The following is a 24,736-nucleotide window of genomic DNA, read 5'->3' on the forward strand; positions in this document are numbered from 1 at the left end:
ATGGGTGCGGCGCGGCAGCCTCGCATCGTGATCATCGGAGCCGGAGTGTCCGGCATAGCGAGTGCGATCACGTTGCAGCGCAATGGGTTCGATGACTTCGTGATCCTGGAGAAGGGGTCCGATGTGGGCGGGGTGTGGCATTGGAACCACTACCCCGGACTGACCTGTGACGTGCCCTCCCAGCTGTACCAGTTCGGGTTCGCGCCGAAGCCGGACTGGTCGCACATCTTCGCGCCCGGCCCGGAGATACAGCGATATCTCGCCGATGTGGCCGAGCAGTACGGGCTGCGGCCGCATCTGCGGCTGAATTCCGAGGTGGTGGCAGCGACGTTCACCGGATCCGGGTGGCTCGTCGAGACCGGCGACGGGAGCCGCTACCAGGCCGACTTCGTCATCGCGGCTACCGGGGTACTGCATCATCCGGCGGTGCCAGATCTGCCCGGTTTGTCCGATTTCACCGGCGAGGTGCTGCACACCGCGCGCTGGGACGACAGCGTGGCGACCGCCGGGCGGCGGATCGCGGTCATCGGCACGGGTTCGACCGGCGTGCAGGTGGTCTCGGCGCTGCAGCCGGAGGCCGAGCGCGTCACCCACTTCGTGCGCAGCCCGCAGTGGGTGATCTGGGCTCCGATGCAGATCCCGCAGCCCGCGATCGTCGGCGCGGTGCTGAACCGGCTGCCACAGGTGAATCGCGCGCTCTACCAGGCAGGCATGACGGGAGCCAGGCTGTTCACCGACGTGGTGACCCGGCCGAGCTGGCGGCGGCGGGCGGTCCAGGAGTACGCGCGGCTGAGCCTGCGCGCGCAAATCCTCCAGCCGGAGCTCCGCGAACAGCTCACCCCCGACTACGAGCCGCTGTGCAAGCGGCAGGTGCTGTCCGGCACCTACTATCGCGCGCTGCGCGCCCGCAATGCCGAGCTGATCACCACGGCCATCGAGGAGGTGACCCCGACCGGCATCCGCACCGCCGACGGCCGCCACCACGAGCTCGATCTGATCGTCCTCGCGACCGGCTTCCGCGCCCACGACTACATGCGGCCGATGAATCTGACCGGCCGCGGCGACATCTCGATCGACGACGCCTGGGCGAAGGGCCCGCGCGCCTACCGGATGACCGCGATCCCCGGCTTCCCCAATTTCTTCACGGTCCTCGGCCCCCACTCCCCCACCGGTTCCATTCCGCTGCACCACGCCGCCGAGGTGACCGCCCGCTACATCACCCGGTGGATCCAGCGCTGGAGCGCAGGCGAATTCGACACCGTCGAGGTCACCGAGGACGCCACCGCGCGGTTCGAGACCGAGGTCTCCGAGGCCATGGGCCCCACTGTCTGGAACACCGGCTGCAACTCCTGGTACTTCACCGAGGGCGGCAGCATCGACCTGCTCCCCTTCGACCGCGCCACCATGGAGTCCATGCTGTCCGAGCCCGACCCGGCAGACTTCCACCTGCAAACCAACTAATACCCAGGTCAATACTAAAATATAGAATCCTAGCAAATCTTCAGCTACGATCGGCTGGTTGTCTTTCCCGCGAGTTCGGCTACCAGGGCGGAGATACGCCATGATCGGACAGCGCTCGTTTCGAAGACCCGCTCACTTTCTTGCTCTCGCGGTTGGGATCACGGCCTTGACCTGTGGGCCGGCCCCAACCGCACTCGCCGCCGGCTGGCACGACTGGGATGCCGTCGTCCAGTGCGAGGCGGGCGGGGATTGGGGGGCGGACACCGGCAACGGCTACTACGGTGGCCTGCAATTCAGCCAGGGCACCTGGAAGGCGTACGGCGGCAGGGGGAATCCCGCCGACGCCAGTCGCGAGGAGCAGATCCGCATCGCGGAACGGATCCTCGCGCACGAGGGCCCAGGGGCGTGGCCCTACTGCGGGGCCTATCTCTGAGGCCACAACTCCTCCGAGACCACAACTTCTCCAACTTCACGACCTAGCGCGACACGCGGGCAATTCGGTCACGGTTGCCTGTGAGTTGTCTTAGGCCTAGGTCGAACTCATGCCTCGCCACCCGGGTGGTCGGCACAATTACCTGGCGGCTGTTGATCATCCGCAGGAAATTGCGGCAAACCACACATAGTCGACGTCCCGGGCAGGCGTGCATCCGTTGCCCGCCATGGTTTTCCGGCTAGCTCCGAGCCTGGAGGGCACATGCGCAGAGTGAGATCCGTACGGGCGACGGATGCCGGGTTCTCGCGAGGCACATTTCTGTGTGGCGCACTGGGAATCGCCTTGGCCGGGTGGGGATTCACCGGCCTGTCCGATGCCGATCCCGTCTCGGTCGCCTCCGGAGCCGGTGCGGCCAAACCGAATTGGAGCAGGCTGGAGCGGCTCATCCGCGGCCGCGTCGTCCGGGTCGGCGACACCGGCTACGAGATGGCCAAGCAGGTCTTCAACACCCGGTTCGACAGCGAAACACCCACTGCCGTGGTGCAGGTCGCCTCGACCGCCGATGTCGTCTCCGCCATGAGTTTCGCGGCCGAATACCGCCTGCCCGTGGCCGCTCGGTCCGGCGGGCACTCCTATGCGGGGGTGTCGACGACGACCGGCGCGATGATCATCGACGTCCGGCAGCTCACCGGCGTGAGTGTCGATGCGGGACAGGCGGTCGTGGGGCCGGGCCACACCCTGTACGACGTCTACCGCGAGCTCGACCGTTCGGATCTGACCATTCCGACCGGTATGTGCCCGGATGTCGGCATCAGCGGACTCGCCCTCGGCGGCGGCCTCGGCTTCGAATCCCGCGCCTACGGCCTCACCTGCGACCGGCTCGCCGGCGCTACGCTGGTGCTGCCCGACGGCACCGTCGCCGAGGTCTCCGAGACCTCCCACCCGGACCTGCTCTGGGCGCTGCGCGGCGGCGGCCCACTGTTCGGCGTGGTCACCTCGCTGACCTTCGACACCTGTCCCGCGACGTCGAAAGACCTGGTGCGCCTGACCTTTCCCGGCGACAGCGCCGCGCAGGTGATCGCCGGCTGGTCCACCTGGCTGCAGTCCGCGGACCGCTCCCAGTGGGCCGACGTGAGCGTCGACGCCGATGGCAACGGCAGCCTGGACTGCTGGATGCAGATGGTCTGCACGGCCGGGTCCGGCGACCAGGCCGCGGCCGCGCTGACGGATGCGATCGGTCTGCAACCGTCGACCATCGACACGCAGACCCTCGATCACATGGACACCATCATGTATCTGGCGGGCGGCAGTCCCACCTCACCGCGGGCGAGCTTCACCAATGGTTCCGACGTCGTCTCCGAGCTCACCCCCGACACCATCGCCCGCATCATCGAAGCCCTGACGATCTTCTCGCACGCCGGCGGCACCGGCTGGGTGCAGATCAACACCCTCGACGGGGCGATCCGCGATACCGCACCCACCGCCACCGCCTTCCCCTGGCGCAACCACGCCGCCCTCGTCGAATGGGGTGCCTACCAACCGATCCCGCACGACACCGCCCAGGCCTGGGTCACCGCCGCCCACCGGCTCTTCGCACCGGTCTCGGTGGGGGCCTATGCCAACTACCTCGAACCGGGCGATCCCCTCAGCCGCTACTACGGACAGAACTACCCGCGCCTGGCCGCGCTGCGCCGAACCATCGACCCCGGCAATCGAATCCACACCGTGCTGACCGTCTGACCCGGCTCGGGCGGTGGCGGATCAGCTGAGCAGCGTGCGGGCGTACCAGTCCTTGGTGTCGGTGACGCCCGGCAGGACGAAGAAGTAGCCGCCGCCGAAGGGCTGAACGTAGTCGGTCAAAGGCTCTCCGGCCAAACGGGTCTGGATGGTTTCGAACTGGCGCTGGATGTCCTGCTGGAAGCAGGTGAAGATGTGCCCGGTGGCGAGATTGCCGTTCGGGTCGACGCCGAGGTCGTAGTTGTAGGAGCGGCGCAGCAGCTGCTGGTCGGCGGTGTCGGGGGTGCGGGGATTGGCCAGGCGGATGTGGGCGGTGGCGGGGGTGACGGTGGCGTCGGGATCGGCGGCGTAGTTGGGGACGTCGAATTCCTTGGTGCCGTCCAGGGGTGCGCCGGATTCGCGGCGGCGGCCGAACATGTTCTCCTGCTCCGCGATCGAGACGCGGTCCCAGAACTCCACCAGCATGCGGATGAGGCGGACCACCTGGTAGGTGCCGCCCCGGGTCCACGCGGGCTCGTCAGGGCTGCCGGCCCAGATCAGAGCGGCGGCGTCGGAGCCGGTCGGGTTGGCGGTGCCGTCCTTGAAGCCGAGCAGATTGCGGCCGGTGCCGGACGGCCGCGGCGGGGAGTTGTAACCCTGGATCTTCCAGCGCAATTGGATCCCGCCGCGGGTGTGGCGGGTGAGATCGCGGATGGCGTGGTGGATGGTGTCCGGGTTGTGGGCGCACAGCTGCAGCAGCAGATCACCGTGCATCCAGGCCGCTTCCGGCGAGTCGTCGGGGAAGATCCGCATCGGCGTCAGGTGCGCGGGCTTCTGGGAAGCCAGTCCGTACCGCTGATCGAACAGGCTCGCACCGACACCGGTGGTGACGGTCAGGCCGTCGGCCGGGATCTCGGGTCCCAGGACGGCGCTGTCGGCGGGCGGGTGGCTCGGACCCAGATCCGGCGGCGGGCCACCGGCGGTGAGGGCGCGGGCGCGCTCGGTGAGCGTCTTCATCAGGTCGGCGAGTTCGGCGCGGTTGGCGGCGGTCACGTCGAACGCCGCGAAGCAGGAGGCGTTCTGGCGATCGGCCGGAGCCGGGGTGAGAATGCCCGCCTGATGCGCGCCGTGGAACGGGTAGGCCGGTGTGGTCGTGGCCTGCCCGCCCGCGGCGGCGGCGTCCACGCGGGCGCCCTCGACGAGAACGCCTGCGGTCAGGGCGGTTCCGGCGGCGCCCGCGGCGGCGCCGGAGAGGAAGCGGCGGCGGCTGACAGTCATGGTGATGGCCTCGGTCCTTCGTAGAGAGTCAGTTCGCTTTGGTTTCCAGCAGCCGCGGCACCCGGTCCAGCGCTTCCAGGGCGGCGCCGATCGCGGCGAGCACCGCCTGCCGGGCGGCCTGCGGTGTCTGTGCCGGCGTGCGCCAGCGGCCGTCGTCCTGGGTGGCCAGCAGGGCGGCGCGCAACCGGTCCAGCTTGGACCCGAGGTCGGGGCGCAGCTGCGGGTCACGCTCGTCCAGCGGGACGGCGAGCTGATCCAGGACGGTGCGGGTGACCTCGACATCGGCCAGCGTCGCCGGATAGGCCGCGCCCGCACCCTGATCGTCCAGGCCCGAAAGATGGTCGCGCAGTGTGTCTTCCAGGATCTCGTGGGCGCGCACCGGCAGGGTGGCCGGATCACCGGCAATATCGGTGCTGGTCAGCTTGTCCCCGATCGCGGCGATATCCGCGGTGAGCTTGTCGACCACGGGCAGCAGCTGCTCCGGGCCCTGGCCGTGCCAGAGGCCGTATTCGAGGCGGTGCAGGCCGGTGAATCCCGGATCGTTGACGCCGTCCAGCAGACCGCCGGGCAGCCCGTCGACCGCGGTCCCCGCCTCGCCGAAGCTGTTGTACGACGCGCCGACCCGCTCCCACTCCTGCAGCGCGAGCAGCCAATCGGCCTGCGCGGCGGGGATATTGCGCGCCCGCAGATCCCGGCCGACCGTGCCGACGGCACCGGTCAGACGGGTCAGCACGCCCCGCACGTACGCCTGGTAGGCCTCGTTCGGCCCGTGCAGTTCGCTGGCGCGCGCGGGTTTGAAGGCCGGCGGCGCGTCCGTCTGAGGACCGGTGGCCTGTACGCGCGGCGAGGACAGCGACGGGCGGCCCGACATCAGGCAGACGATGGTGTAGCTGCCCGGATTCAGGGTCGCGGTCAGCTCGGCGGTGGTGCCGGGACCGATGTTCTCGATCTCACCGGCCACCGCGCCGTCCGCGTCGACCAGATCGATCTCGCCGGACTTGCCGGACGTGTTGTGCACCGCGATGGTCTGGGTGCCGGTATGCGCCGAGGTCCATTCCGGCGCGCACGCATCCGCGGTCACGGTGACCGTGTGCGCGGTGTTCGAGCCGCCCGCGGGCAGCAGGGCGATGGCGGTGCCGGCCGCCAGCACCGGGACCAGCACCATGGTCGCGCCGACCAGCACCGGACGCGGACCGGCGATTCGCTCCCACCAATCCGCGTGCGCGGGCTCGGTTTCCGGCTTCTTGCCGGTGGGCTCGGTTTCCGGCTTCGCCACCGGCTCGGCCTCGGTCGCGGGGGTGCGGCCCGCCCGGACGAACAGCGGAATCACGGTGGCCAGGTAGGCGATCCACGCCACCATCTGCAGCACCGTCATCTTCGGCGACAGGTTGGTGATGCCGGTGATGATCGAGACCCACCACGAGTTCGGGTCGACGTGCGCGGTCAGGTCGAAAGCGATCCAGCGGGCGCCCGGCAGCCAGCCCGCCTCCTGCAGGTCACCGAGGCCGTAGGCGAGCACGCCCGCGGCGATGACGATGAGCAGCACGGCGGTCCGGTTGAAGAAGACACCGAGGTTCAGCCGCACCGCACGCCGGAACAGCAACCAGCACAGCGCCATCGCGATACCCAGTCCGAGGGCCGCGCCGACCAGCGGAGCTGCTGTCGATCCCGCCGCCTTGATGGCCGTCCACACGAACAGCGTGGTCTCCAGGCCCTCGCGCCCGACGGCCAGGAACGCCGTCACCGCGAGCACACCCGCGCCCAGTCCCGCGGCCCGCGCGACCTCGCCGCGCAGCTGTCCCGACAGGGAGGCCCCGGTGCGCCGCATCCAGAAGATCATCACGGTGACCAGGGCCACGGCCAGCACGCTCAGCACGCCCGCGACGGCGGCCCGGGCCGAACTGGTCAGTGCGGCAGTCGAATACGTCAGCACGGCGGCGAAACTCCCGGCCACCGAGATCGCGCCGAGCACGCCCAGCCAGACCGGCGTGGTCGAGACCGGGCGTTCAGGTGTGGACAACCGGCGCACGGCGGCCAGCAGGATGGTCACCACGAGCCCCGCCTCCAGGCCCTCCCGCAGGCAGATCAGCAGATTCGGCACAGCTTCGGCAACACTCACGGCTGCCAAGGTAAGCCATACCTACATGCCCGTCCAGCCCACACCCGTCCAGCCCCGCTGACTTGTTGTCGCTGGTAGCGCTGGTGGCCGGGTATTCAACACTCGCGCTGACGACGCGAGCGGCGGCTGGACAGTGACCAGGTCCGGAAGACGAGCAGCCGCATCGACGCGTACATGAACAAACCCTCGCCGAGACCGCCCAGGACGCGGGCGATTCGGTAGTCGATGCCCAAGGCGGCCACACCGCTGGTCACGCCGAGGATGAACACCAGGTAGTTCACCGCGACCACCACGACATAGATGGCGACCTGCGGACCGACCGCGGCGTGCGACTCGAAGTTGAGGATCCGATTCAGCAGATAGCTCGCGCCGAATGCCGTGCAATAGGCCACGGTCACCGCGATCGGCAGCGCCAGGCCCGCGACCCCGTGCAGGGCGGTCAGCACCACCAGATCCAGCGTGAAGGTGAACCCGCTCACCAGCAGATAGCCCACGAAGGTCGGGGCCACGAACCGGCCCAGCCCGAACGGCAGCCGCGCCACCACCCTGTCGCACACCAGGTGGAACCAGCGCACCGCGCGCGCCGGCCGCGCCTGTGTCTCCGTCCGCACGCGACCACCGTGGCACCTCTACATGACCCCGGGGTGATCATCCGACCAACTTCATGGGGCCGATTTTTCCGCGACGGCACCCCCACCATCCGCGCTTATAGCGAAAAGCGCTGGCCAGGACACGTTTCGGGCGCTGCGGACCGGCGGGCGTGCCGGTAGCGTCTGCGGCGCCGCGATGGCTGGGGACAGACGACGGATCGGAGATTTCTGATGGGGCGTGGATTCGCCAGGACGAATCGGCGAACGGTGCTGGGGTCGATGCTGGCCGCGGGCGCGGCGGGGGTGACCGGGCTGCCGGAGGGCATGGCGGAGGCACTGGCGGAACCGGGGCGCTCGGGCTCCCTGGATCAGGTCCAGCACGTGGTGATCCTCATGCAGGAGAACCGATCCTTCGATCACTACTTCGGAACCATGAGCGGCGTACGGGGTTTCGGTGACAAGCGCGCCCTGCGGCTGCCCGCCGGCGGCTACGACCCGATCCTGCAGGCGGCCATGGACACCGCCCTGGCCGGCGGGCCCGGGACCGATCTGGGCAGCGGGTCGGCGGGCACCGGGAGCGCCAGCGGTTCGGCGAGCGGATCGAGCAGCGGTTCGGGCAGCGGGAGCAGCAGCGGGTCGGCGGGCGGCGACACCCGGGACGCGTTCCATCAGCCGGATGCGTTCAGCAGCACCGGGTTCCTGCTGCCCTGGCACGTCGACACCAGCCGGGTGGACGGGCAGGATCTCGGCGATCTGGCGCACGACTGGAACACCACGCACATGGCGTGGGCCGATGGCGCCTACCACTCCTGGATCGCGGCCAAGTCCAAGATGACCATGGGCTACTTCACCGAGGCCGACATTCCCTTCCATCGCGCACTGGCCTCCGCGTTCACCATCTGCGATCACTACTTCTGTTCGATCCAGGGACCCACCACGCCGAATCGGCTGTTCCACTGGACCGGCACCATCGACGCCGCCGGGCGGGCGGGCGGACCCGCCGTGTCCAATCCCCCGGACTATCGGCCCGTCTACACCTGGACCACCTATCCGGAACGCCTGCAGCAGGCCGGAATCTCGTGGCAGGTGTACGCCGACTCGCACAGCGGCGGCGACTTCCTGGCCGACTTCGGTGACAATCCGCTGTGGCTGTTCCGCGCCTATCACGACGCGGCAGCCTCGTCCGATCCCGCGGTCCGCCAGCTGGCCGATCGTGCCAAGGTGACCACCACCGGTATGACGCCCGCACCGGCCGGCACCGACGGCACCAATGTCGATTACGTGCTGCAGCAGTTCATTTCCGATTGCGCCGCCGGCACCCTGCCGCAGGTGTCCTGGGTGGTCGCGCCCGCCGGCTACTCCGAGCACCCCGCCTACCGTCCCGCCGACGGCGCCGCCTACATCCAGCGTGTCCTGCAGGCCCTGTGGGACAACCCGAAACTGTGGGAGTCGACGGTCCTGCTCGTCAACTACGACGAGAACGACGGCTTCTTCGACCACGTGGTGCCGCCGACCGCGCCGCCCGGCACCCCCGACGAGATCCTGCCGTCGCTGGAGATCACCGGCACCGACCTGAATTCCGGCTCGGCGACGCTCGGGCTGGCCTCGGGCTCGGCGACCATGGACACCCTGATCAGCCGGGCCGGGGCGCTGCTGGGCGGGCAGTCTCCGATCGGCCTGGGACCGCGGGTACCGATGCTGGTGATCTCACCGTGGAGCCGCGGCGGCTACGTGAATTCCCAAGTGTTCGACCACACTTCGGTGCTGCGCTTCCTGGAGCAGTGGACCGGCGTCGCCGAACCCAATATCTCGGCCTGGCGGCGCGCGGTGTGCGGCGACCTCACCAGCTGCTTCGATTTCGGCAAGCGCGACACCAGCATTCCCACCCTGCCCGACGCCAATGCCGAGCGCGCCCGCGCGGCCGGTCAGAAGAACCTGCCCAAGCCGACCCCGCCCTCCCCCGCCGGACAGCAGATGCCGGTCCAGGACGCGGGCCGCGCCAAGGCCCGGCCGCTGCCCTATCAGCCGGTCGCCTGGGTGGAGGTCGCCGGCAACGCCGCGACGGCCCGATACGGCAACCAGGGCACGGTGGCCATGCCGTTCCAAACCTTTGCCTACCACGACAATTCGATCCGGCAGACCGTGGTGGTCCCGGGCGGCACAGCCCAGGAGCGATTCCAGCTCGGCGGCTCCTACGACTTCGCGATCCATGCCCCCAACGGGTTCGTCGTCGAGGCCGCGGGCACCGCCGATACCGCGGCGCTCACCGCCACCGCCGCCGTCGGTGGCACCGCCGATCAGCCGACTTTCATTGTCACCGTGAGCAATTCCGGCGGTTCGGCACTGACGGTCCAGGTGAGCGGCGGTTCCCCGGCCACGATCGACGCCGGATCCAAACGCGATATCACCGCCCCGCTCGACCAGGGCTGGTACGACCTGACGCTCAGCCTCTCCGGAAACTCCAACTGGCGCAGGCATTTCGCCGGTCACCTGGAGAACGGCAGCGCGAGCAGCACCGCGTAGTCGCGGCCGCACGGCCTTCGGATCCGGACTTCCGGATCCGAAGGCCGGCTTCAGGATTCGAACGCCGCGGCGCGCCAGCCCGAGAGGGCGTCGGGGTTGGCTCGCAGGTATTTGAGGGACTGCTTCATGTAGACACGGGGGTTGGTATCGAGGTGGGCCGACCAGGCGGGGCGAGGGTCGCCGCGCATGACCGTCCAGCAGGCCAGGGCGTAGCCGTACATGGGCTGGGAGAGGTAGCCCAGGCGCTGGGAGCGCCAGCCGCGGCTGTTCTGCGAGAACTGGAAGGCCGCATTGGCATTGAAGACGCCGAGGCCGAGGTAGACCGTGGCCAGATCGGTGAGTTGTTCGCCGTCGTGCCGGTCGGGTGCGATGCGCTGCTCACCGAGCAGCCGCTCGTGGGCGAGTTCGTGGGCGACGGTCGCCACCAGGGTGACCGGTGAGCGCAGCCGCGCCAGTTCGAGCGTCACCACCGCCCGCCCGTGCTCGAGCCGGTAGTGCCCGGCCTCGCCGCGGGCCGCGCCCTCCAGCTGCATGAGCTGGTCGGGCGGCGCCGCACCGGCCGAATCGAGTTCCACGACAATGCGATCCCGCCCCACCCCCATGTACCGGACCACCCGCTCCACGACCGCGAGCGCCTGCGATTCGGCGCCCGAGTAGGTGTCCGGGAAGTAGTCGGAGGTCGGGAGGATGACGGGGGTGCGCAACGTCCTGGTACCGAATTGGGTGGCGCACCAGGACAGCATCTCCTCGACCCAGAGCCGTTCCACCTCCCCCACCGGGCAGCGCGGCCTGAAGAAACCCATGCCGCATTATGTCCGGGTCACGCGCGAGACGCGCGGTGAGAACATCGGCGGCGCGTATTCGCCGACCAGGTCGCGAACCCACCAGGCGTGGGTCTCCAGCAGTTCACGGGGACTGGTGAAGCGGTACTCGTAGAGCCGGGCGCGGATGTAACGGGGCGGGACGTCCGGGAAGGGATTGCGGCGCAGCAGGCGCAGGGTGGCGGGGTCGTTGCGCAGCAGGCGCTGGAGGAGGCCGTCGAACCACGGCCGGGCATAGCTGGACGAGTGGGCCGCGAACCACATGAGCCAGTCCAGGCGCAGGTGGTACGGGGCCCACTGGCGGGGCAGCCGACGGGGGTCGCCGGGCTTGCCCTTGAATTCGTATTCGCGCCAGTGGGTGTGGGCGGTGAGCGCGACTTCGTCGGTGCCCTCGACGACCACCTCGTAGCGGATGCGGTCGACGACCCCGAACGCGCCGAACGTATTGATCAGATGGAAAGGATTGTAGGACTGGTTCATTCGCTGATGGCTCGACAGCATATTGCGGACCGGCAGGTAGCTGAGCACCACGGTGCAGGCCGCGAAGACGAACACCGGCACCGTGAACCAGAGCGGCGAGTCCGGCAGTGCCGGCGCCGCGGGTATCGGAAACACCCTTGCCAGCGCGGAATCGGCGACGGCGGACCAGGCGAGCACGATGACCAGCCAGTTGAGGAAGGCGAAGTTACCCGACAGCACCAGCCACAGCTGTGTGACGATGATGATTCCGGCGGCCACGCTCGCGACCGGCTGTGGCGCGAAGAGCCCGAAGGGCACCACCAACTGCGCGACGTGATTGGCCCCCGCCTCGATCCGGTGCAGCGGCCGCGGCAGCTGGTGGAAGAACCAGCTCAGCGGGCCGGGCATGGGCTGGGTCTCGTGGTGGTAGTAGAGGCAGGTCAGATCCCGCCAGCAACTGTCACCGCGCAGTTTGATCAGTCCCGCCCCGAACTCCACCCGGAACACCAGCCACCGGGCCAGCCACACCACCAGCACCGGCGGGGCCACCCGGTCGTTGCCGAGGAACGCGACGAGGAAACCGGCCTCCAGCAGCAGCGACTCCCACCCGAACGAATACCAGACCTGTCCGACATTGACGATCGACAGGTACAGCACCCACACCAGCAGCCACACCACCACGGCCGCCCACAGCGGCAGCAGATCCGCGGCCCCGGCCACCAGGGCCGCCGACACCGCGGCCCCGCTCCAGGCCACCGTCGCGTAGAACCGGTCGGTGTAGTGCAGCTGAAAGACGCTCGGCGCCACCCGGAACGGTCGCCGCGCCACGAACCGCGGTACCGGCAGCATGCCGTGTTCCCCGGTCAGCGCCCGGAACTGCCGGGCCGCCGCCACGAACGCGATCAGATAGATGGCCGCGATCCCGCGCTCGATCACCTGCCGCGCGAACCAGTATTCCGGTGCGATGAACCACTCCATCCCGCGCCTCCTGCGCCGGCCGTGTCACCTCGGGCACTAAGTCCGTCCACTTGGAAGCGTACTCACCCCCCGCGCGCACCGGCCCGGGTCGCTGACCCGGGCGGCCGTTGACTCCCCGCCCGCCAACGGCCGCGGGCGCAGCCGCTGCGCGGGCCGGACCCGCACACCCCACTGCACGGTTCACTTTTCCGTAGCCGGACGGGTCTGTCTGTCGGATGTTCGACGGACACCGCGGCGTCCGCCGGGATGCCATGCTGGCTCGAATCCGGTTCGGTACCGTGACCGGGTGCTGCGCGAAGCCGACCCGACCCACGCCGCGGTCGCGCAGGAGGCGACGTGGCTGGCCATCCGGTTCCGGCACGCCGCCTGCCTGCTGCTCACCGTGGTGCATCTGGCCGGCGGGGCCGTCGATCCGGGCGCGGGGCGGACGGTCACCGTGCTGCTGGCGATGTGGTCGGCGGGCCGGCTGTGGGGGCGGCGCCTGGGGCCGTGGTGGACCGCGGCCGATGTCGCGGTGGTGGCGATCTACCTGCTGGGTACGGTCAGTGTGGCCGCGTCCGGCGTCGGCACCGGAGACCTCATCGATGTGAAGGTCGTGGCGGCAACGGTGATCTCGGTGGGTATCGCTGAGCGGGTGCGGATATCGGCGGCGGTGACCGTGCTGGTCCTCGCCGCGCTCTACTGGGCCAATCGCAGTACGCCCGGTCTCACGCCCTGGGGTTTCCTGTCCGATCTGGCCGTCGCCTACCTGCTGGTCGAATGGCTGCTGGCGGTGGGGGTGCGCCGGGTGGTGCTGCGCGCGGCCACCGTGCACGACCAGACCGTGACCGCGGCCGCCGACTCCCGCATCGCCGGTGAGGTCGCCGCGGCCCGGCGGCGCTACGAGCACGAGCAGTGGGCGGTCATGCACGATACCGCCGCGGCCACCCTGCTGATGGTGGGTCAGGGCGCCGCCGCCGATCGCGAGCGCATCGCCCGCCAGGCCGCGCGCGATCTCACGGTGCTGGAGTCGGGAATCCCGCTGCCGGGCGATGATTCGCCGGCCGACCTGTCGGAATTGTTGCGCGAGTTGAGCATCGAATGCCCGGTGCCGGTCACCCTGCGCACACCAGGTCCGCTGCCGATCCGCCGGGCGCTGGCGTGGACGGTGACCGCGGCCGCGCGGGAGGCGCTCACCAATATCGACCGGCACGCCCAGGCCTCGAACGTGGTGATCAGCGCCGGGCCCGGGACGCTGCTGATCACCGACGACGGCATCGGATTCGACGGCGCGCCGGACGAGGACCGCTACGGCGTCCGGCATTCGATCATCGAGCGCCTGCGGGCCGTGGGCGGCGACGCCGAGGTCACCGGCAACCCTGGGCGCGGCACCGAGGTCCGGCTGCGCTGGCCGGTCGCCGCACCGGTTGCCGCCGAGGATCATTCGTTCGGCGCACCGGCGGCCGCCTCCGGAATCGACCGGCTCGGGCGCAGCTTCGGGTACGGCATGGTGGGCATCGCGGTCGCCGACACCCTGTTGCAGTCGACCCTCACCGCCGCCGCGGCGACGCCCCCGGCGGCGGTGAACGCGCTGCTGGTCGCGGTGAACGTGGCCTGTGCCCTGGCGGCGCTGGCGCCGCGCCGCCGCGAATCGGTGACGCTTGCGCTCATGGGCGTGGCGATCGCCGCCTCGCTGCTGCTCATCGCCCTGCTGCCGCCGGATGCCGGACTGGCGGGCGCGAACTGGTCGATCGGCGCGTCCGGCTGGGCCGTGGTCGCGCTGGGCTTCCGGCTGCCGCCGCGGCTGTCGCTGTCCGCGCTGAGCGTCTGGTGGGTCCTGGTGTGCGCGCTGGTACTGGCCCGCGCGCCGGGCGTCGAAACCCTCACGGTGCTGGGGTATCACACCGCGGCCATCTTCTTCCTGCAGATGCTGACCGCCTGGTTCGCCGCCACCCTCGATCGGGCCACGCGGCAGGCCGCCGCCCTGCACCGGGAACGCCTGCGGCACCGCACCGCCGACGCGGTCGGGCGCATGACCGAACAGGAGTGCCTGCGCCGCTATCGCGAACTGCTGACCGAATTCACCCCGCTGCTCGCGGGTCTCGCCGACGGCAGCCGGGATCCCGGGGACCCGGCCGTTCAGGCCGCCGCCCGCACCGAGTACGCCCGCCTGCGCCGCCTGTTCACCCAGCAGGACGGTCTCGGCCACCCGCTGCTGTCCGACCTGCGCACCGGTATCGACGCCGCCGAACGGCGCGGGGTGGCGGTGACCGTCGAGGCGGACGTTGAGGTCGGTCGCGGCATCGGGCCCGCCGGGCGCGATCTGCCCGACGTGGTCCGGGGCCATCTGGTGGCCGCGACCCGGATCATGCTGGACGCCAGCCGTTCCCGCGCCCGGGTGGTGGTGACCGCGGACGCCGCGGGCTGTACGGTCAGTGCGCTGGGCGACTGCCCGGCCGACACACTGGACCGCCTGTCCACGCTGTCCGGCACCGCCCTCGACGCCGCCGGGGCGGTGCACACCGAGGTGGTCACCGCGGGCGAATTGCTGTGGGCGCGACTGCATCACCGTTTCCAGGTCGAGGGGGCCCGATGATCCGTATCGCCATAGTCGACGACCACCCGCTGATCCGCGACGGCGTGCGCGGCTGGTGTGCCGCGGCCGAGCCGCGCATCGAGGTGGCCGCGGACCATCCGGATCCGGCGGCCTTCCTGGCCGCGGGCGGTCCGGACCGCGGCGACCTGGACGCCATCGTGCTGGATCTCCAATTCGACCAGCGCGCACCAGATCTGAGCGCGCTGGGCACGATCTGCGCGCGCGGTCACCGGGTGGTGGTCTATTCGCAGTACACCGAACCCCACCTGGTCCGGGACTGCCTGGACCTGGGCGCGGTCACCTATCTGTCGAAAACCGAAGGGCGCGAACACCTCATCGCCGCCCTGCACGCCGCCGCCGAGGTGCGGCCGTATCTGAGCCCGACCATGGCCCGGGCCATGAGCGCCGACGGCGACGACCGGCCGCGACTGTCCGGCCGGGAGCGTGAGGTACTGCTGGCCTGGTTCCAGACGGAGTCCAAAGCCCTTGTCGCCCAGCAGCTCTACATCACGGTCGGCACGGTCAACACGTACCTGGAACGCATCCGCGCGAAGTACGCGGCGGTCGGACGCTCGGCCCCGACCAAGGCGGCCCTGGTGGCCCGCGCCATCCGCGACGGCCTGATCACCACCGACGAGCTCTAGTCGCCGCTGTCCAAGTCGAGGTCGACGTCGATCCGGTCGCGGTCGGCCCACTCCAGCAGCGGTTCGATGTCGAACACCGCCTCGTCGATGCCGGCGTGCAGGTCGCCGAGTTCGGCGTAGCGCCCGGGCACGGTCTTCATGGTGAAGTCGCCGGGGTGTACCTCGGGTATCTCGTTCCAGCGCACCGGAGTCGACACCGTCGCCTCGGGCACGCCGCGCACCGAGTACGCGGCGGCGATGGTGTGGTCGCGCGCGTTCTGGTTGTAGTCCACGAACAGCTGCGCCGGATCGCGATCCTTGCGCCACCAGGCGGTGGTGACGTCCGCGGGCGCACGCCGCTCCACCTCGCGGGCGAAGGCCAGCGCGGCCCGGCGCACCTCCTGGAATCCGAAGCGGGGCGCTATGCGGACGTAGACGTGTAATCCCTTGCCGCCGGACGTTTTCGGCCAGCCGTCCGCACCCAGCTCGTCGAGCACCTCGTGCACGACCCCGGCCACCCGCTGCACCCGCGACCACGGACAGTCCGGCATGGGGTCGAGGTCGATACGCCATTCGTCGGGGAGTTCGGTATCGAAGCGGCGCGAGTTCCAGGGGTGGAACTCGACCGTCGACATCTGCACCGCCCAGATCACGTCGGCGAGCTTCTCGACGCAGAGTTCGTCGGCGGTGCGGCCGTAGCGCGGGAAGTACAGCTGGACAGTCGGAATCCAGTCCGGCGCACCGCCGGGCAGGCGTTTCTGGTGGACCTTGCCGCCGGGCAGGCCCTTCGGGAAGCGGTGCAGCATGCACGGCCGGTCCCGCAAGGCGTTGACGATCCCGTCGCCGACGCTCAGGTAGTACTGCACCAGGTCGAGCTTGGTCGCCCCGGTCTCCGGGAAGTACACCCGATCCGGATTGGACACGCGCACCGTGTGTTCGCCGACCGGCACCTCGATCGCCGGTGCGGCTGACTTGCTGGCCACCCGTCCGACGGTAACCGGCCTTCCGGTCATCCGCGACCGGCTCGCCGCGAACCACACACCGAACTAGAACACGTTATAGTTCACCTCGCTGGGATTTCTTCACTCGGGAAGGTGGACGCAACGGTGCGGACCTGGGACTCTTCGGCCGATGTGGTGGTGGTCGGATACGGCGGCGCGGGTGTCGCGGCGGCGCTGGCCGCGCGGGAGTCGGGCGCCGACGTGCTCGCCCTGGACCGCTACCTGGGCGGCGGGGCGACCGCGCTGTCCGGCGGAATCGTGTACGCGGGCGGCGGCACCTGGGTGCAGCGCGCGGCCGGGGTCGAGGACGACGTGGAGAACATGCTCGCGTATCTGCGCGCCGAGGTCGGCGACACCGTGAGCGAGCGGACACTGCGCAGGTTCTGCGAGGAGTCGCCCGCACTGATCGATTGGCTGACCGGGCACGGGGTGCCGTTCCAGCCGTCGCTGTGCCCCTTCAAGACCTCGTACCCCACCGACGACTACTACCTGTACTACTCGGGCAGCGAAAACTCCGGCGGCTTCCGCGAATTGGCGCGACCACGGCAGCGCGGGCATCGCGCGCACGGACGCGGCGTGTCCGGCAAGAAGCTGTTCGGTCCGCTCGCCGAGTCGGCGGCGAAACACGGAGTGCGCGTTCGAACCGGTACCCGGGCAACGCGACTCGTGGTCGAGGACGGCCGGGTGGTCGGCATCGAGGCGATCACGATCAGCGGCGCGCCCGCGGCGGTGCAGCGCAGGTTCGCCGCGCTCGCCCGGATCTCGGCGAAACCCGGTGTGTACCACCAGGGTTTGCGCAACGCGGTGCAGGCGCTGCTGGCCCGCATCGAGCGGCGCTACGGGGCGCCGGTGCGCATCCAGGCGCGGTCGGGGGTCATCCTCACCACCGGTGGCTTCATCGCCAATGGCGCGATGGTCGCCGAGCACGCGCCCGACTATCCGTGGGCCGAGGGCCTGCCGCTGGGCACCGCCGGTGACGACGGCAGCGGTATCGCCATGGCCCAGGCGGCGGGCGCGGCCACCGGTCGCATGGACGCGCTGTCCACCTGGCGTTTCATCGCCCCGCCGAGTGCCTACTTCGGCTCGATCGCCGTGGATGCCAACGGGCAGCGCATGATCGACGAGTCCCGCTACGGCGCGGCGCTGGGCGCGGCCATTGCCGCCAGTCCGGGGCATCGGGCCTGGATGCTGGTCGATGCGCGGCTGGCCGCCGAGGCGCGCCGCCAGATCGGGAAGCAGTCGGTGTGGTTCCAGCGCATGCAGGCCGAGCGACTGCTGCGGCTCGGCAGCGTGACCGGCCGGACCGTCGAGGAGGTCGCGGCCCGAGCCGGTATCGACCCGGCGGCCCTGCGCAAGACCGTGGACGGACACAATCGCGCCATCGAGCAGCAGCTACCCGACCCCATGGGCAAGCCCGACGACATCCGCCGCCCGTTGCACGCGGGACCCTTTGCGCTGCTGGATATCTCGTTCAAGTCCCGGCTGACCTACCCGATGCCCATGCTCACCCTGGGCGGGCTGCTGGTGGACGAGGAGACGGGCGCGGTCCGCACCGAATCCGGTGCGGCCATCCCGGGTCTGTTCGCGGCGGGCCGGGCCGCGGTCGGGGTGTGCTCGAACTCGTACGTGAGTGGCCTGTCCCTGGCCGACTGCGTCTTCTCGGGCCGCCGCGCCGGGACCCACAGCGTGGCGCTGGCGGCCACGCACTGACCCCGGCGGCCGGCCGCGGCGTCAGTCGGTGGTGCGCGCCCCGAGTTCGAAGGTGTGCAACAGATCCGCCGCGACGCTCACCGCGATGACGGCCGGTTCCTTCCCGGTGATATCGGCCAGCCCGATCGGAGTCTTGATGCGGCCCAGGGCTTCCGGCGAATGACCGCCCTCGGTGGTAAGCCGCTTCCGGAACCGCGCCCACTTGGCCGGGGATCCGATCAGGCCGATGGTACCGAGGTCGTCGGCGCGCAGGGCGGCGTCGCAGAGGGCGGCGTCCTCGGCGTGATCGTGGGTCATGATCAGGATGTGGGTGCCGGGCGGCAGCCGGTCGAGGACCTGCTCCGGCAGCAGCGGCGTGTGATGGGTATGGACCCGCGCGATGGCGTCGTCCAGCGGCGCGAGCCGTTCCCCGGTGAGCACCTCGGGCCGGGAGTCGATCAGGTGCAGGTCGACATCCTGGCGGGCCAGGATGCGGGCCAGTTCCAGCCCGACATGGCCGACCCCGAAGATGGCCACCGCCGGGCGCACCGGCAGCGGTTCGAGCAGCACGGTCACCGTGCCGCCGCAACATTGGACGCCGTGCTGACCGACGACCTTGTCGTTGAGGGCGAATTCCATCAGCTCGGGTTCGGCGTGCGGTTTCGCGATCAGCTCGCGGGCGCGCTCGACGGCGACGGCCTCGACATTGCCGCCGCCGATCGAACCCCAGATATCGGACTGTCCCACCACCATTTTCGCGCCCGCGCGGCGCGGCGCGTGGCCGCGCACGGACGCCACCGTCACCAGGACGCCGGGTTCCCGCCGGTCGCGCAGTCGCGCGACCGCGGTCACCCAGGTCATGTCACGCACGGGCGGAAACGCTTTCCCCGGTGGCGAATTCGCGGGCCCGCCGGGCCGCGTCGACGGCCCAGTACACCGCCTCCGGCGTGGCGGGCGCGCCCAGCTCGACGCTCACCCCGTCCGGTCCGAAGGCCGCGGCGGCCTGGCGCAGCGCCTCGCGCACCGAGAACGCCAGCATGAGCGGCGGCTCCCCCACCGCCTTGGACCCGTACACCACGCCCTCCTCGTGCGCGTGCTGCAGCAGGGTGACATTGAAGACCTCGGGCATCTCCGAGAAGCTGGGCAGCTTGTAGGTGCTCGCCGCCTGGGTGAGCAGCCGCCCGCGGCCGGGTCCGTCACCGGTATCCCAGCGGATGTCCTCGAGCGTCAGCCAGCCCGCGCCCTGCACGAAACCGCCCTCGATCTGGCCGATATCGATGAGCGGGGACAGGCTGTCGCCGACATCGTGCACGATGTCGACGCGGCGGATGTGGTACGCGCCGGTGAAACCGTCCACCTCCACCTCGGCGGCGGCGGTGCCGTAGGCGAAGTACTTGAACGGCGAGCCGTGCATGGTCTTCGCATCCCAGTGCAGGCCCTCGGTGCGATAGAAACCGGCCGCCGACAACTGAACTCGCTGCAGATAGGCCGTCCGGCACAGGTCGCTCCACTCGACGACCGCGTCCCCGGGCCCCAGGGCGCGGGCGACGCCGTCGGCGATGCGGACGTCGGAGGCATGGACCCCCAGCCGAGCCGCCGCCACCTGCAAAAGGCGTTCGCGCAGTTGCTCGCAGGCGTTCTTGATGGCCGCGCCGTTCAGGTCGGCCCCCGAACTCGCCGCGGTCGCGGAGGTGTTGGGCACCTTGTCCGTTCGCGTCGGCGCGAGCCGCACCTTGTCCAGCGGGATGCCCAGTGTGGTGGCCGCCACCTGCAGCATCTTGGTGTGCAGGCCCTGCCCCATCTCGGTGCCGCCGTGATTGATCAGCACCGACCCGTCCTTGTAGATCAGCACCAGCGCCCCGGCCTGGTTGAAGGCCGTCATATTGAACGAGATGCCGAACTTGACGCCGGTCACGGCCAGCCCGCGCTTCACGTGCGGATGCGTCGCGTTGAATGCCGCGATCTCCCGTGTGCGCGTGGCGATCTCACCGCGTTCGAGCACCTGGTCCCAGGTGGCGGTGATGCGTTCGGGGTGGCGCACCTGCTGCCCGTAGGGCGTGGTCTGCCCGGCACGGTAGAAGTTGCGGCGGCGCAGTTCCATCGGATCCAGGCCGAGCAGCGGTGCGCACCGGCCCAGCAGGTCCTCCATGACGAGCATGCCCTGCGGACCGCCGAAGCCCCGGAAGGCGGTATTGGAGGGCTTGTTGGTCTTGGCGATGCGACCGGTGAAGCGCGCGTTGGGAATCCAGTACAGGTTGTCGACATGGCAGAGCGCGCGGGCCAGCACCGGTTCCGAGAGGTCCAGGCTCCAGCCGCCGTCCGAGGTCAGGGTGGTGTCCAGGGCCTGAATGTGCCCGTGGGCGTCGAATCCGACCCGCCACTGCGCGTGGAATCCGTGCCGCTTGCCGGACATGGTCAGGTCCTGGGTTCGGTTGAGCCGCAACCGGACCGGACGCCCGGTGAGGGTCGCGCCGAGCGCCGCGATGGCCGCGAAGCCGTGCGGCTGCATCTCCTTGCCGCCGAATCCGCCGCCCATGCGCAGGCATTGCACGGTCACCTCGTGACTGTGCAGCCCGAGTACGTGGGCCACGATCTCCTGGGTCTCCGACGGATGCTGCGTGCTGGACTGCACGAACACCTGCCCGCCCTCGTCGACATGCGCCAGGGCGGCATGGGTTTCGAGGTAGAAGTGTTCTTGATCGGAGAAGTGGATTTCACCGGTGAACACGTGCGCCGAGGCCGCGAACCCGGATTCCGGGTCGCCGCGCTGCACCTGGGGATGCGCGCCCTGGAAGCTGCCGGCCGCCACTGCTTCCTCGATCGTGATCAGCGAGGGCAGCGGCTCCAGCTCCACCTCGACCGCCGCCGCGCCCAGCCGCGCGGCCTCCAGGGTCTCGGCCAGCACCCAGCAGATGGCGTGGCCGTGGAAGCAGACCTCGTCGGGGAACAGCGGCTCGTCGTGCTTGACGCCGGCGTCGTTGATGCCGGGCACGTCCGCCGCGGTGAGCACCCGCACCACGCCCGGCACCCGCAGGGCGGGCGCGGTGTGCAGGGCGGTGATGCGCGCGTGCGCGTGCGGCACCTGCACCGGATAGGCGTGCAGCACATCCTTGGTGCGGTACACCAGGTCGTCGGTGTAGAGCGCGGCCCCGGTGACGTGCAGGGCGGCGCTCTCGTGCGGCAGCGCCACGCCCACCGCGGGATTCTCGGGTCGTTGCGACAGGTGGCTCATGACAGCACCCCCGCGGGTTCGGCGGTCTCGGCGAACAGTTTGCGCAGGCTCTCCCCGAGCATGGCGCTGCGATACCGCGCGCTGGCGCGGTGATCGTCGAACGGCGTGCCCTCGTCCCGCAACACCTGCGCGGCCTCGATCACGGTCGATTCGGTCCAGGGCCGGCCCACGAGGGCCGCCTCGGTGTCGTAGGCGCGCAGCGGGGTGGCGGCCACACCGCCCAGCCCGATGCGCGCGGTACGCACCAAACCGTCCTCGATGTCGAGCGCGAAAGCCACTGCGACGCTGGAGATGTCGTCGAAGCGGCGCTTGGCGATCTTGTGGAAGGCGGTCACCGGCGCCAGCGGCAGTGGAATCCGGACGGACTTGATGAGCTCGTCCGGCCGCCGCACCGAGCATCGGTAGCCGGTGAAGTAGTCGGCCAGCGCGACCTCGCGCTCACCGTCGGCATCGGCCAGCACGACCGACGCCGCCAGCGCCAGCAGCACCGGCGGCGCGTCGCCGATGGGCGAGCCGGTGCCGAGGTTGCCGCCCAGGGTGGCCGCATTGCGGATGAGCCGGGAGGCGAACTGCGGGAACAGCTCCGACAGCAGTGGCACCCGCCCGGCCCGGCGGCGTTCGATCTCGGTGAGGGTGAGCGCGGCGCCCAGCTCGATCCGGTCCGCGCCGATGGTCAGCTCACGCAGTTCGGGCAGCTGATCGACGGCCAGCGTGTACTCCGCCCGCCGGCCGCGGAGGTTCACCTCGACGCCCAGGTCGGTGCTGCCCGCCACCACCGTGGCGTCCGGATGCTCGCGCAGCAGCCGGAGCGCGTCGGCGAGGGTCGCGGGCCGGACGAAACGCTGCCCACCGGAACTGAAGTCGGTCGCCACCGGTTCCGGCGGGTCGGAGGCGAGCCGCCGGGCCAGTTCGTCATCGGCCTCGGGCTCGCCGACCGCGAAGGCGGCATCGCGGATGGGCCGGTAGCCGGTGCACCGGCACAGATTGCCGCTGAGCGCGTGCAGATCGAAGCCATTGGGCCCGGTCTCGGCATGCGCGCAGTCGGGTGCGATCTCGTCGAGCGCTCGCCGATCCGGCCGGTAGTACTCCGCGGCCATGCTGCACACGAATCCCGGTGTGCAGTAACCGCATTGCGATCCGCCGCGCACCGCCATCTCACGCTGCACCGGATGCAGCCGCGCGGGGCCGCCCAGGCCCTCGGCGGTGACGATCTCCTGTCCGTCCAGCGCGACGGCGGGCACCAGGCAGGCATTGATCGCCACCCATTCGGTCGGCTCGGCCACTCCCGGCCGGGCCACCAGCACCGAACACGCGCCGCATTCGCCCTCCGCGCAACCTTCCTTGCACCCCGTGAGCCCGAGCTCCCGGAGAAAGTCCAGCAGAGAGGTATGCGGCGCGGCGGGAGAAATCGTCGTGGTCTTCCCGTTCACCGTCATGAAAATTGCCATTGCAGGCTGCCTTCTACGTCGAGTGCACTATCCAGTGTTCGCGGATTAATTCCGCTCGTCGAGAAAGCCGTGCTTCAGCAGCCGTGCGCCACGCGGCCGGGCACCCACACCGTCCGATGGGCGAGGCGACGCAGGTCGGAATTGGTGGACATCCGGTCGCCTCCTGCCTGTGACCACGGGTTACGAGGCACCGAACCTACGTCGCGGCACGATATTCGGTCAACACGAGGGGCCGCGCGCCGCGGGATTCTGTAGGAAAATACGAAGGCGGCCGGGAGGCGCGCCGAACCGGCTGGACAATCGAACAATCTGCTGCGGGACAGGTATTTCCTGCGCCATCATTCGGGTCGTGGTCGCGGCCTGTTCGGGCCGTTGTTCACGCGTTCCAGGAGGCATCATGCAAATGCGCTTTTCGCGCCCCTCCCGTAAACCCGATATCGGCGTCGTCCGGCCCCGGCATCCGGTCGACGAAATCCCGCCGCCCCCACGATTGGCGCTGCTGGGCCTGCAGCACCTGGCGATCATGTACGCGGGCGCGGTCGCGGTGCCGCTGCTCGTCGGCGGGGCGCTGAAACTGCCGGCCCACACCATCGGCCTGCTGGTGAATGCCGATCTGCTGGTCTCCGGCATCGTCACCATCATCCAGTCGGTCGGCATCGGCCGGATTCTCGGTGTGCGGCTGCCGGTGGTCGCGGGCGCGACCTTCACCGTGGTCTCGCCCATGATCCTGATCGCGCAGCAGTTCGGCGGCGGCGAGGCCGGGCTGCCCACCGTCTACGGCGCGATCCTGGTGTCGGGCGTATTCGGTCTGATCATCGCCCGCTTCTTCGCCAAGGTGGTGCGGTTCTTCCCGCCGCTGGTGTCGGGCTGCGTGATCTGTGTGATCGGGCTGTCGCTGATCGGTGCGGACGCCGGGCTGATCGCCGGTGACGACCCGAAAGCGGCCGACTACGGCCAGATTTCGCATATCGCGCTGGCCGGGCTGGTCATCGCGCTGATCGTGGTGATCCACCGGTTCGCCCGCGGGCTGATCGCCCAGCTGGCCGTGCTGATCAGTGTCGTGATCGGCACGCTGGTGGCGGTGCCCATGCATCTGGTCGACATGTCGGCGGTCGGGTCCTCGGGCTGGTTCGCGATCTCGCGGCCGTTCATCTTCGGCGCCCCCGAATTCCATCTCGGCGCGATCATCTCCATGTGCGTGGTCATGCTGGTGACCTTCACCGAGTCCACCGCCGATATGGTCGCCGTCGCCGAAATGGTCGACAAGCAGCTCGAGCCCGCGGACCTGGGACGCGGCCTGGCCGCCGACGGACTCTCCGCGGTGCTGGCCGGATTCATGAACTCCTTCCCCGACACCGCCTTCGCCGAGAATGTCGGCCTGGTCGGGCTGACCGGCGTGCGCAGCCGCTGGGTGGTCGCGGCCTGCGGCGGCATGCTGGTGGCGCTGGGGCTGGTGCCCAAGGTCGGCGGTGTGGTCGCGGCACTGCCGGGTCCGGTGATCGGCGGCGCGGCCACGGTCATGTTCGCCATGGTCACCGCGGTCGGGCTGCGGGTGCTGCACAAGGTCCAGTTCGAGGGCACCAGCAATATGCTGATCATCGCGGTCACGCTGTCGGTGGCGCTGCTGCCGGCGGTGGCCCCGAACATCTACACCAAGTTCCCGGCCGACTTCCAGATGATCGCGGGCAGCCCGATCACCTCGGCCGTGATCGTGGTCTTCGTGCTCAATCTGGTCTTCAATCACTGGGGCGCGAGCAAAACCGGCACACCGGTGGACGAGGCGCACTGAC

At 70.0% G+C, this 24,736-nt stretch carries 17 protein-coding genes; 8 read left to right on the plus strand and 9 right to left on the minus strand.

Annotated features, from left to right (window positions below):
* The 3 genes from ACFXHE_RS29680 to ACFXHE_RS29690 all read left to right on the plus strand — a co-directional run bounded on the left by ACFXHE_RS29680 (position 1) and on the right by ACFXHE_RS29690 (position 3,634).
* Positions 1-1,461, plus strand: a complete 1,461-nt coding sequence (locus tag ACFXHE_RS29680; protein ID WP_379387724.1) for a flavin-containing monooxygenase — start codon at positions 1-3, stop codon at positions 1,459-1,461.
* A gap of 100 nt (positions 1,462-1,561) precedes the next feature.
* Positions 1,562-1,894, plus strand: a complete 333-nt coding sequence (locus ACFXHE_RS29685) for a transglycosylase family protein (protein ID WP_379387725.1) — start codon at positions 1,562-1,564, stop codon at positions 1,892-1,894.
* A gap of 342 nt (positions 1,895-2,236) precedes the next feature.
* The gene (locus tag ACFXHE_RS29690) at positions 2,237-3,634 is read left to right on the plus strand and encodes an FAD-binding oxidoreductase (protein ID WP_379387726.1); all 1,398 of its coding nucleotides are present in this window, start codon (positions 2,237-2,239) and stop codon (positions 3,632-3,634) included.
* A 21-nt stretch (positions 3,635-3,655) separates the two neighbouring features.
* Here ACFXHE_RS29690 and efeB read toward each other — a convergent pair whose 3' ends face one another.
* The 3 genes from efeB to ACFXHE_RS29705 all read right to left on the minus strand — a co-directional run bounded on the left by efeB (position 3,656) and on the right by ACFXHE_RS29705 (position 7,618).
* A complete protein-coding gene (gene efeB, locus ACFXHE_RS29695) occupies positions 3,656-4,888 on the minus strand; it encodes an iron uptake transporter deferrochelatase/peroxidase subunit (RefSeq protein WP_379387727.1) in 1,233 nt (410 codons plus the stop codon).
* 28 nt (positions 4,889-4,916) lie between these two features.
* On the minus strand, positions 4,917-7,007 hold the full coding sequence (gene efeU, locus ACFXHE_RS29700; RefSeq protein ID WP_379387728.1) for an iron uptake transporter permease EfeU: 2,091 nt from the start codon (positions 7,005-7,007) through the stop codon (positions 4,917-4,919).
* Positions 7,008-7,102: 95 nt separating this feature from the next.
* Positions 7,103-7,618 carry a GtrA family protein gene (locus ACFXHE_RS29705; protein ID WP_379387729.1) on the minus strand — a complete coding sequence of 172 codons (516 nt, stop codon included), beginning with the start codon at positions 7,616-7,618 and terminating at the stop codon, positions 7,103-7,105.
* Positions 7,619-7,921: 303 nt separating this feature from the next.
* Here ACFXHE_RS29705 and ACFXHE_RS29710 point away from each other — a divergent pair, with 303 nt between their 5' ends.
* Positions 7,922-10,120, plus strand: coding sequence for a phosphocholine-specific phospholipase C (locus ACFXHE_RS29710; protein WP_379387901.1), 2,199 nt, complete (start codon positions 7,922-7,924; stop codon positions 10,118-10,120).
* 50 nt (positions 10,121-10,170) lie between these two features.
* Here ACFXHE_RS29710 and ACFXHE_RS29715 read toward each other — a convergent pair whose 3' ends face one another.
* On the minus strand, positions 10,171-10,923 hold the full coding sequence (locus tag ACFXHE_RS29715) for a hypothetical protein (protein WP_379387730.1): 753 nt from the start codon (positions 10,921-10,923) through the stop codon (positions 10,171-10,173).
* 6 nt (positions 10,924-10,929) lie between these two features.
* The gene (locus ACFXHE_RS29720) at positions 10,930-12,378 is read right to left on the minus strand and encodes a lipase maturation factor family protein (RefSeq protein ID WP_379387731.1); all 1,449 of its coding nucleotides are present in this window, start codon (positions 12,376-12,378) and stop codon (positions 10,930-10,932) included.
* A gap of 286 nt (positions 12,379-12,664) precedes the next feature.
* Here ACFXHE_RS29720 and ACFXHE_RS29725 point away from each other — a divergent pair, with 286 nt between their 5' ends.
* Positions 12,665-14,953, plus strand: a complete 2,289-nt coding sequence (locus ACFXHE_RS29725) for a sensor histidine kinase (RefSeq protein WP_379387732.1) — start codon at positions 12,665-12,667, stop codon at positions 14,951-14,953.
* The gene (locus ACFXHE_RS29730; RefSeq protein WP_379387733.1) at positions 14,950-15,597 is read left to right on the plus strand and encodes a response regulator; all 648 of its coding nucleotides are present in this window, start codon (positions 14,950-14,952) and stop codon (positions 15,595-15,597) included. Before ACFXHE_RS29725 ends, ACFXHE_RS29730 begins: the two co-directional genes overlap by 4 nt.
* On the opposite strand, the gene ligD is transcribed toward ACFXHE_RS29730, so the two are convergent.
* A complete protein-coding gene (gene ligD / locus ACFXHE_RS29735; RefSeq protein ID WP_379387734.1) occupies positions 15,594-16,559 on the minus strand; it encodes a non-homologous end-joining DNA ligase in 966 nt (321 codons plus the stop codon). The two genes, ACFXHE_RS29730 and ligD, sit on opposite strands and share 4 nt — an antisense overlap.
* 111 nt (positions 16,560-16,670) lie before the next feature.
* Here ligD and ACFXHE_RS29740 point away from each other — a divergent pair, with 111 nt between their 5' ends.
* Positions 16,671-18,287, plus strand: coding sequence for an FAD-binding protein (locus ACFXHE_RS29740; protein WP_379387735.1), 1,617 nt, complete (start codon positions 16,671-16,673; stop codon positions 18,285-18,287).
* Between the two features lie 21 nt (positions 18,288-18,308).
* On the opposite strand, the gene xdhC is transcribed toward ACFXHE_RS29740, so the two are convergent.
* Genes xdhC through ACFXHE_RS29755 form a run of 3 tightly spaced genes read right to left on the minus strand, consistent with a single transcriptional unit; the run spans position 18,309 to position 22,946 of the window.
* Complete coding sequence (gene xdhC, locus ACFXHE_RS29745) at positions 18,309-19,127, minus strand: xanthine dehydrogenase accessory protein XdhC (RefSeq protein WP_379387902.1); 819 nt, start codon at positions 19,125-19,127, stop codon at positions 18,309-18,311.
* Between the two features lies 1 nt (position 19,128).
* Positions 19,129-21,498, minus strand: coding sequence for a xanthine dehydrogenase molybdopterin binding subunit (xdhB, locus tag ACFXHE_RS29750; RefSeq protein WP_379387736.1), 2,370 nt, complete (start codon positions 21,496-21,498; stop codon positions 19,129-19,131).
* On the minus strand, positions 21,495-22,946 hold the full coding sequence (locus tag ACFXHE_RS29755; protein ID WP_379387737.1) for a xanthine dehydrogenase small subunit: 1,452 nt from the start codon (positions 22,944-22,946) through the stop codon (positions 21,495-21,497). The genes xdhB and ACFXHE_RS29755 overlap by 4 nt, the downstream gene beginning before the upstream one ends.
* Positions 22,947-23,343: 397 nt before the next feature.
* Here ACFXHE_RS29755 and ACFXHE_RS29760 point away from each other — a divergent pair, with 397 nt between their 5' ends.
* Entirely contained in the window at positions 23,344-24,735 is a 1,392-nt protein-coding gene (locus ACFXHE_RS29760) for a nucleobase:cation symporter-2 family protein (RefSeq protein ID WP_379387738.1), read from the plus strand.
* The last annotated feature ends 1 nt before the right edge of the window (position 24,736 follow it).

It is taken from the genome of Nocardia sp. NPDC059229 (genome assembly GCF_042754165.1).
Taxonomy (GTDB): domain Bacteria; phylum Actinomycetota; class Actinomycetes; order Mycobacteriales; family Mycobacteriaceae; genus Nocardia.

Coding starts and splice junctions, on each gene's coding strand:
- ACFXHE_RS29720 (WP_379387731.1), bottom strand. CDS start 12,378: ATGGAGTGGTTCATCGCACCGGAATACTGGTTCGCGCGGCAGGTGATC.
- ACFXHE_RS29760 (WP_379387738.1), top strand. CDS start 23,344: ATGCAAATGCGCTTTTCGCGCCCCTCCCGTAAACCCGATATCGGCGTC.
- ACFXHE_RS29685 (WP_379387725.1), top strand. CDS start 1,562: ATGATCGGACAGCGCTCGTTTCGAAGACCCGCTCACTTTCTTGCTCTC.
- ACFXHE_RS29680 (WP_379387724.1), top strand. CDS start 1: ATGGGTGCGGCGCGGCAGCCTCGCATCGTGATCATCGGAGCCGGAGTG.
- efeB (WP_379387727.1), bottom strand. CDS start 4,888: ATGACTGTCAGCCGCCGCCGCTTCCTCTCCGGCGCCGCCGCGGGCGCC.
- ACFXHE_RS29755 (WP_379387737.1), bottom strand. CDS start 22,946: ATGGCAATTTTCATGACGGTGAACGGGAAGACCACGACGATTTCTCCC.
- ACFXHE_RS29730 (WP_379387733.1), top strand. CDS start 14,950: ATGATCCGTATCGCCATAGTCGACGACCACCCGCTGATCCGCGACGGC.
- ACFXHE_RS29715 (WP_379387730.1), bottom strand. CDS start 10,923: ATGGGTTTCTTCAGGCCGCGCTGCCCGGTGGGGGAGGTGGAACGGCTC.
- ACFXHE_RS29710 (WP_379387901.1), top strand. CDS start 7,922: ATGGCGGAGGCACTGGCGGAACCGGGGCGCTCGGGCTCCCTGGATCAG.
- xdhB (WP_379387736.1), bottom strand. CDS start 21,498: ATGAGCCACCTGTCGCAACGACCCGAGAATCCCGCGGTGGGCGTGGCG.
- xdhC (WP_379387902.1), bottom strand. CDS start 19,127: ATGACCTGGGTGACCGCGGTCGCGCGACTGCGCGACCGGCGGGAACCC.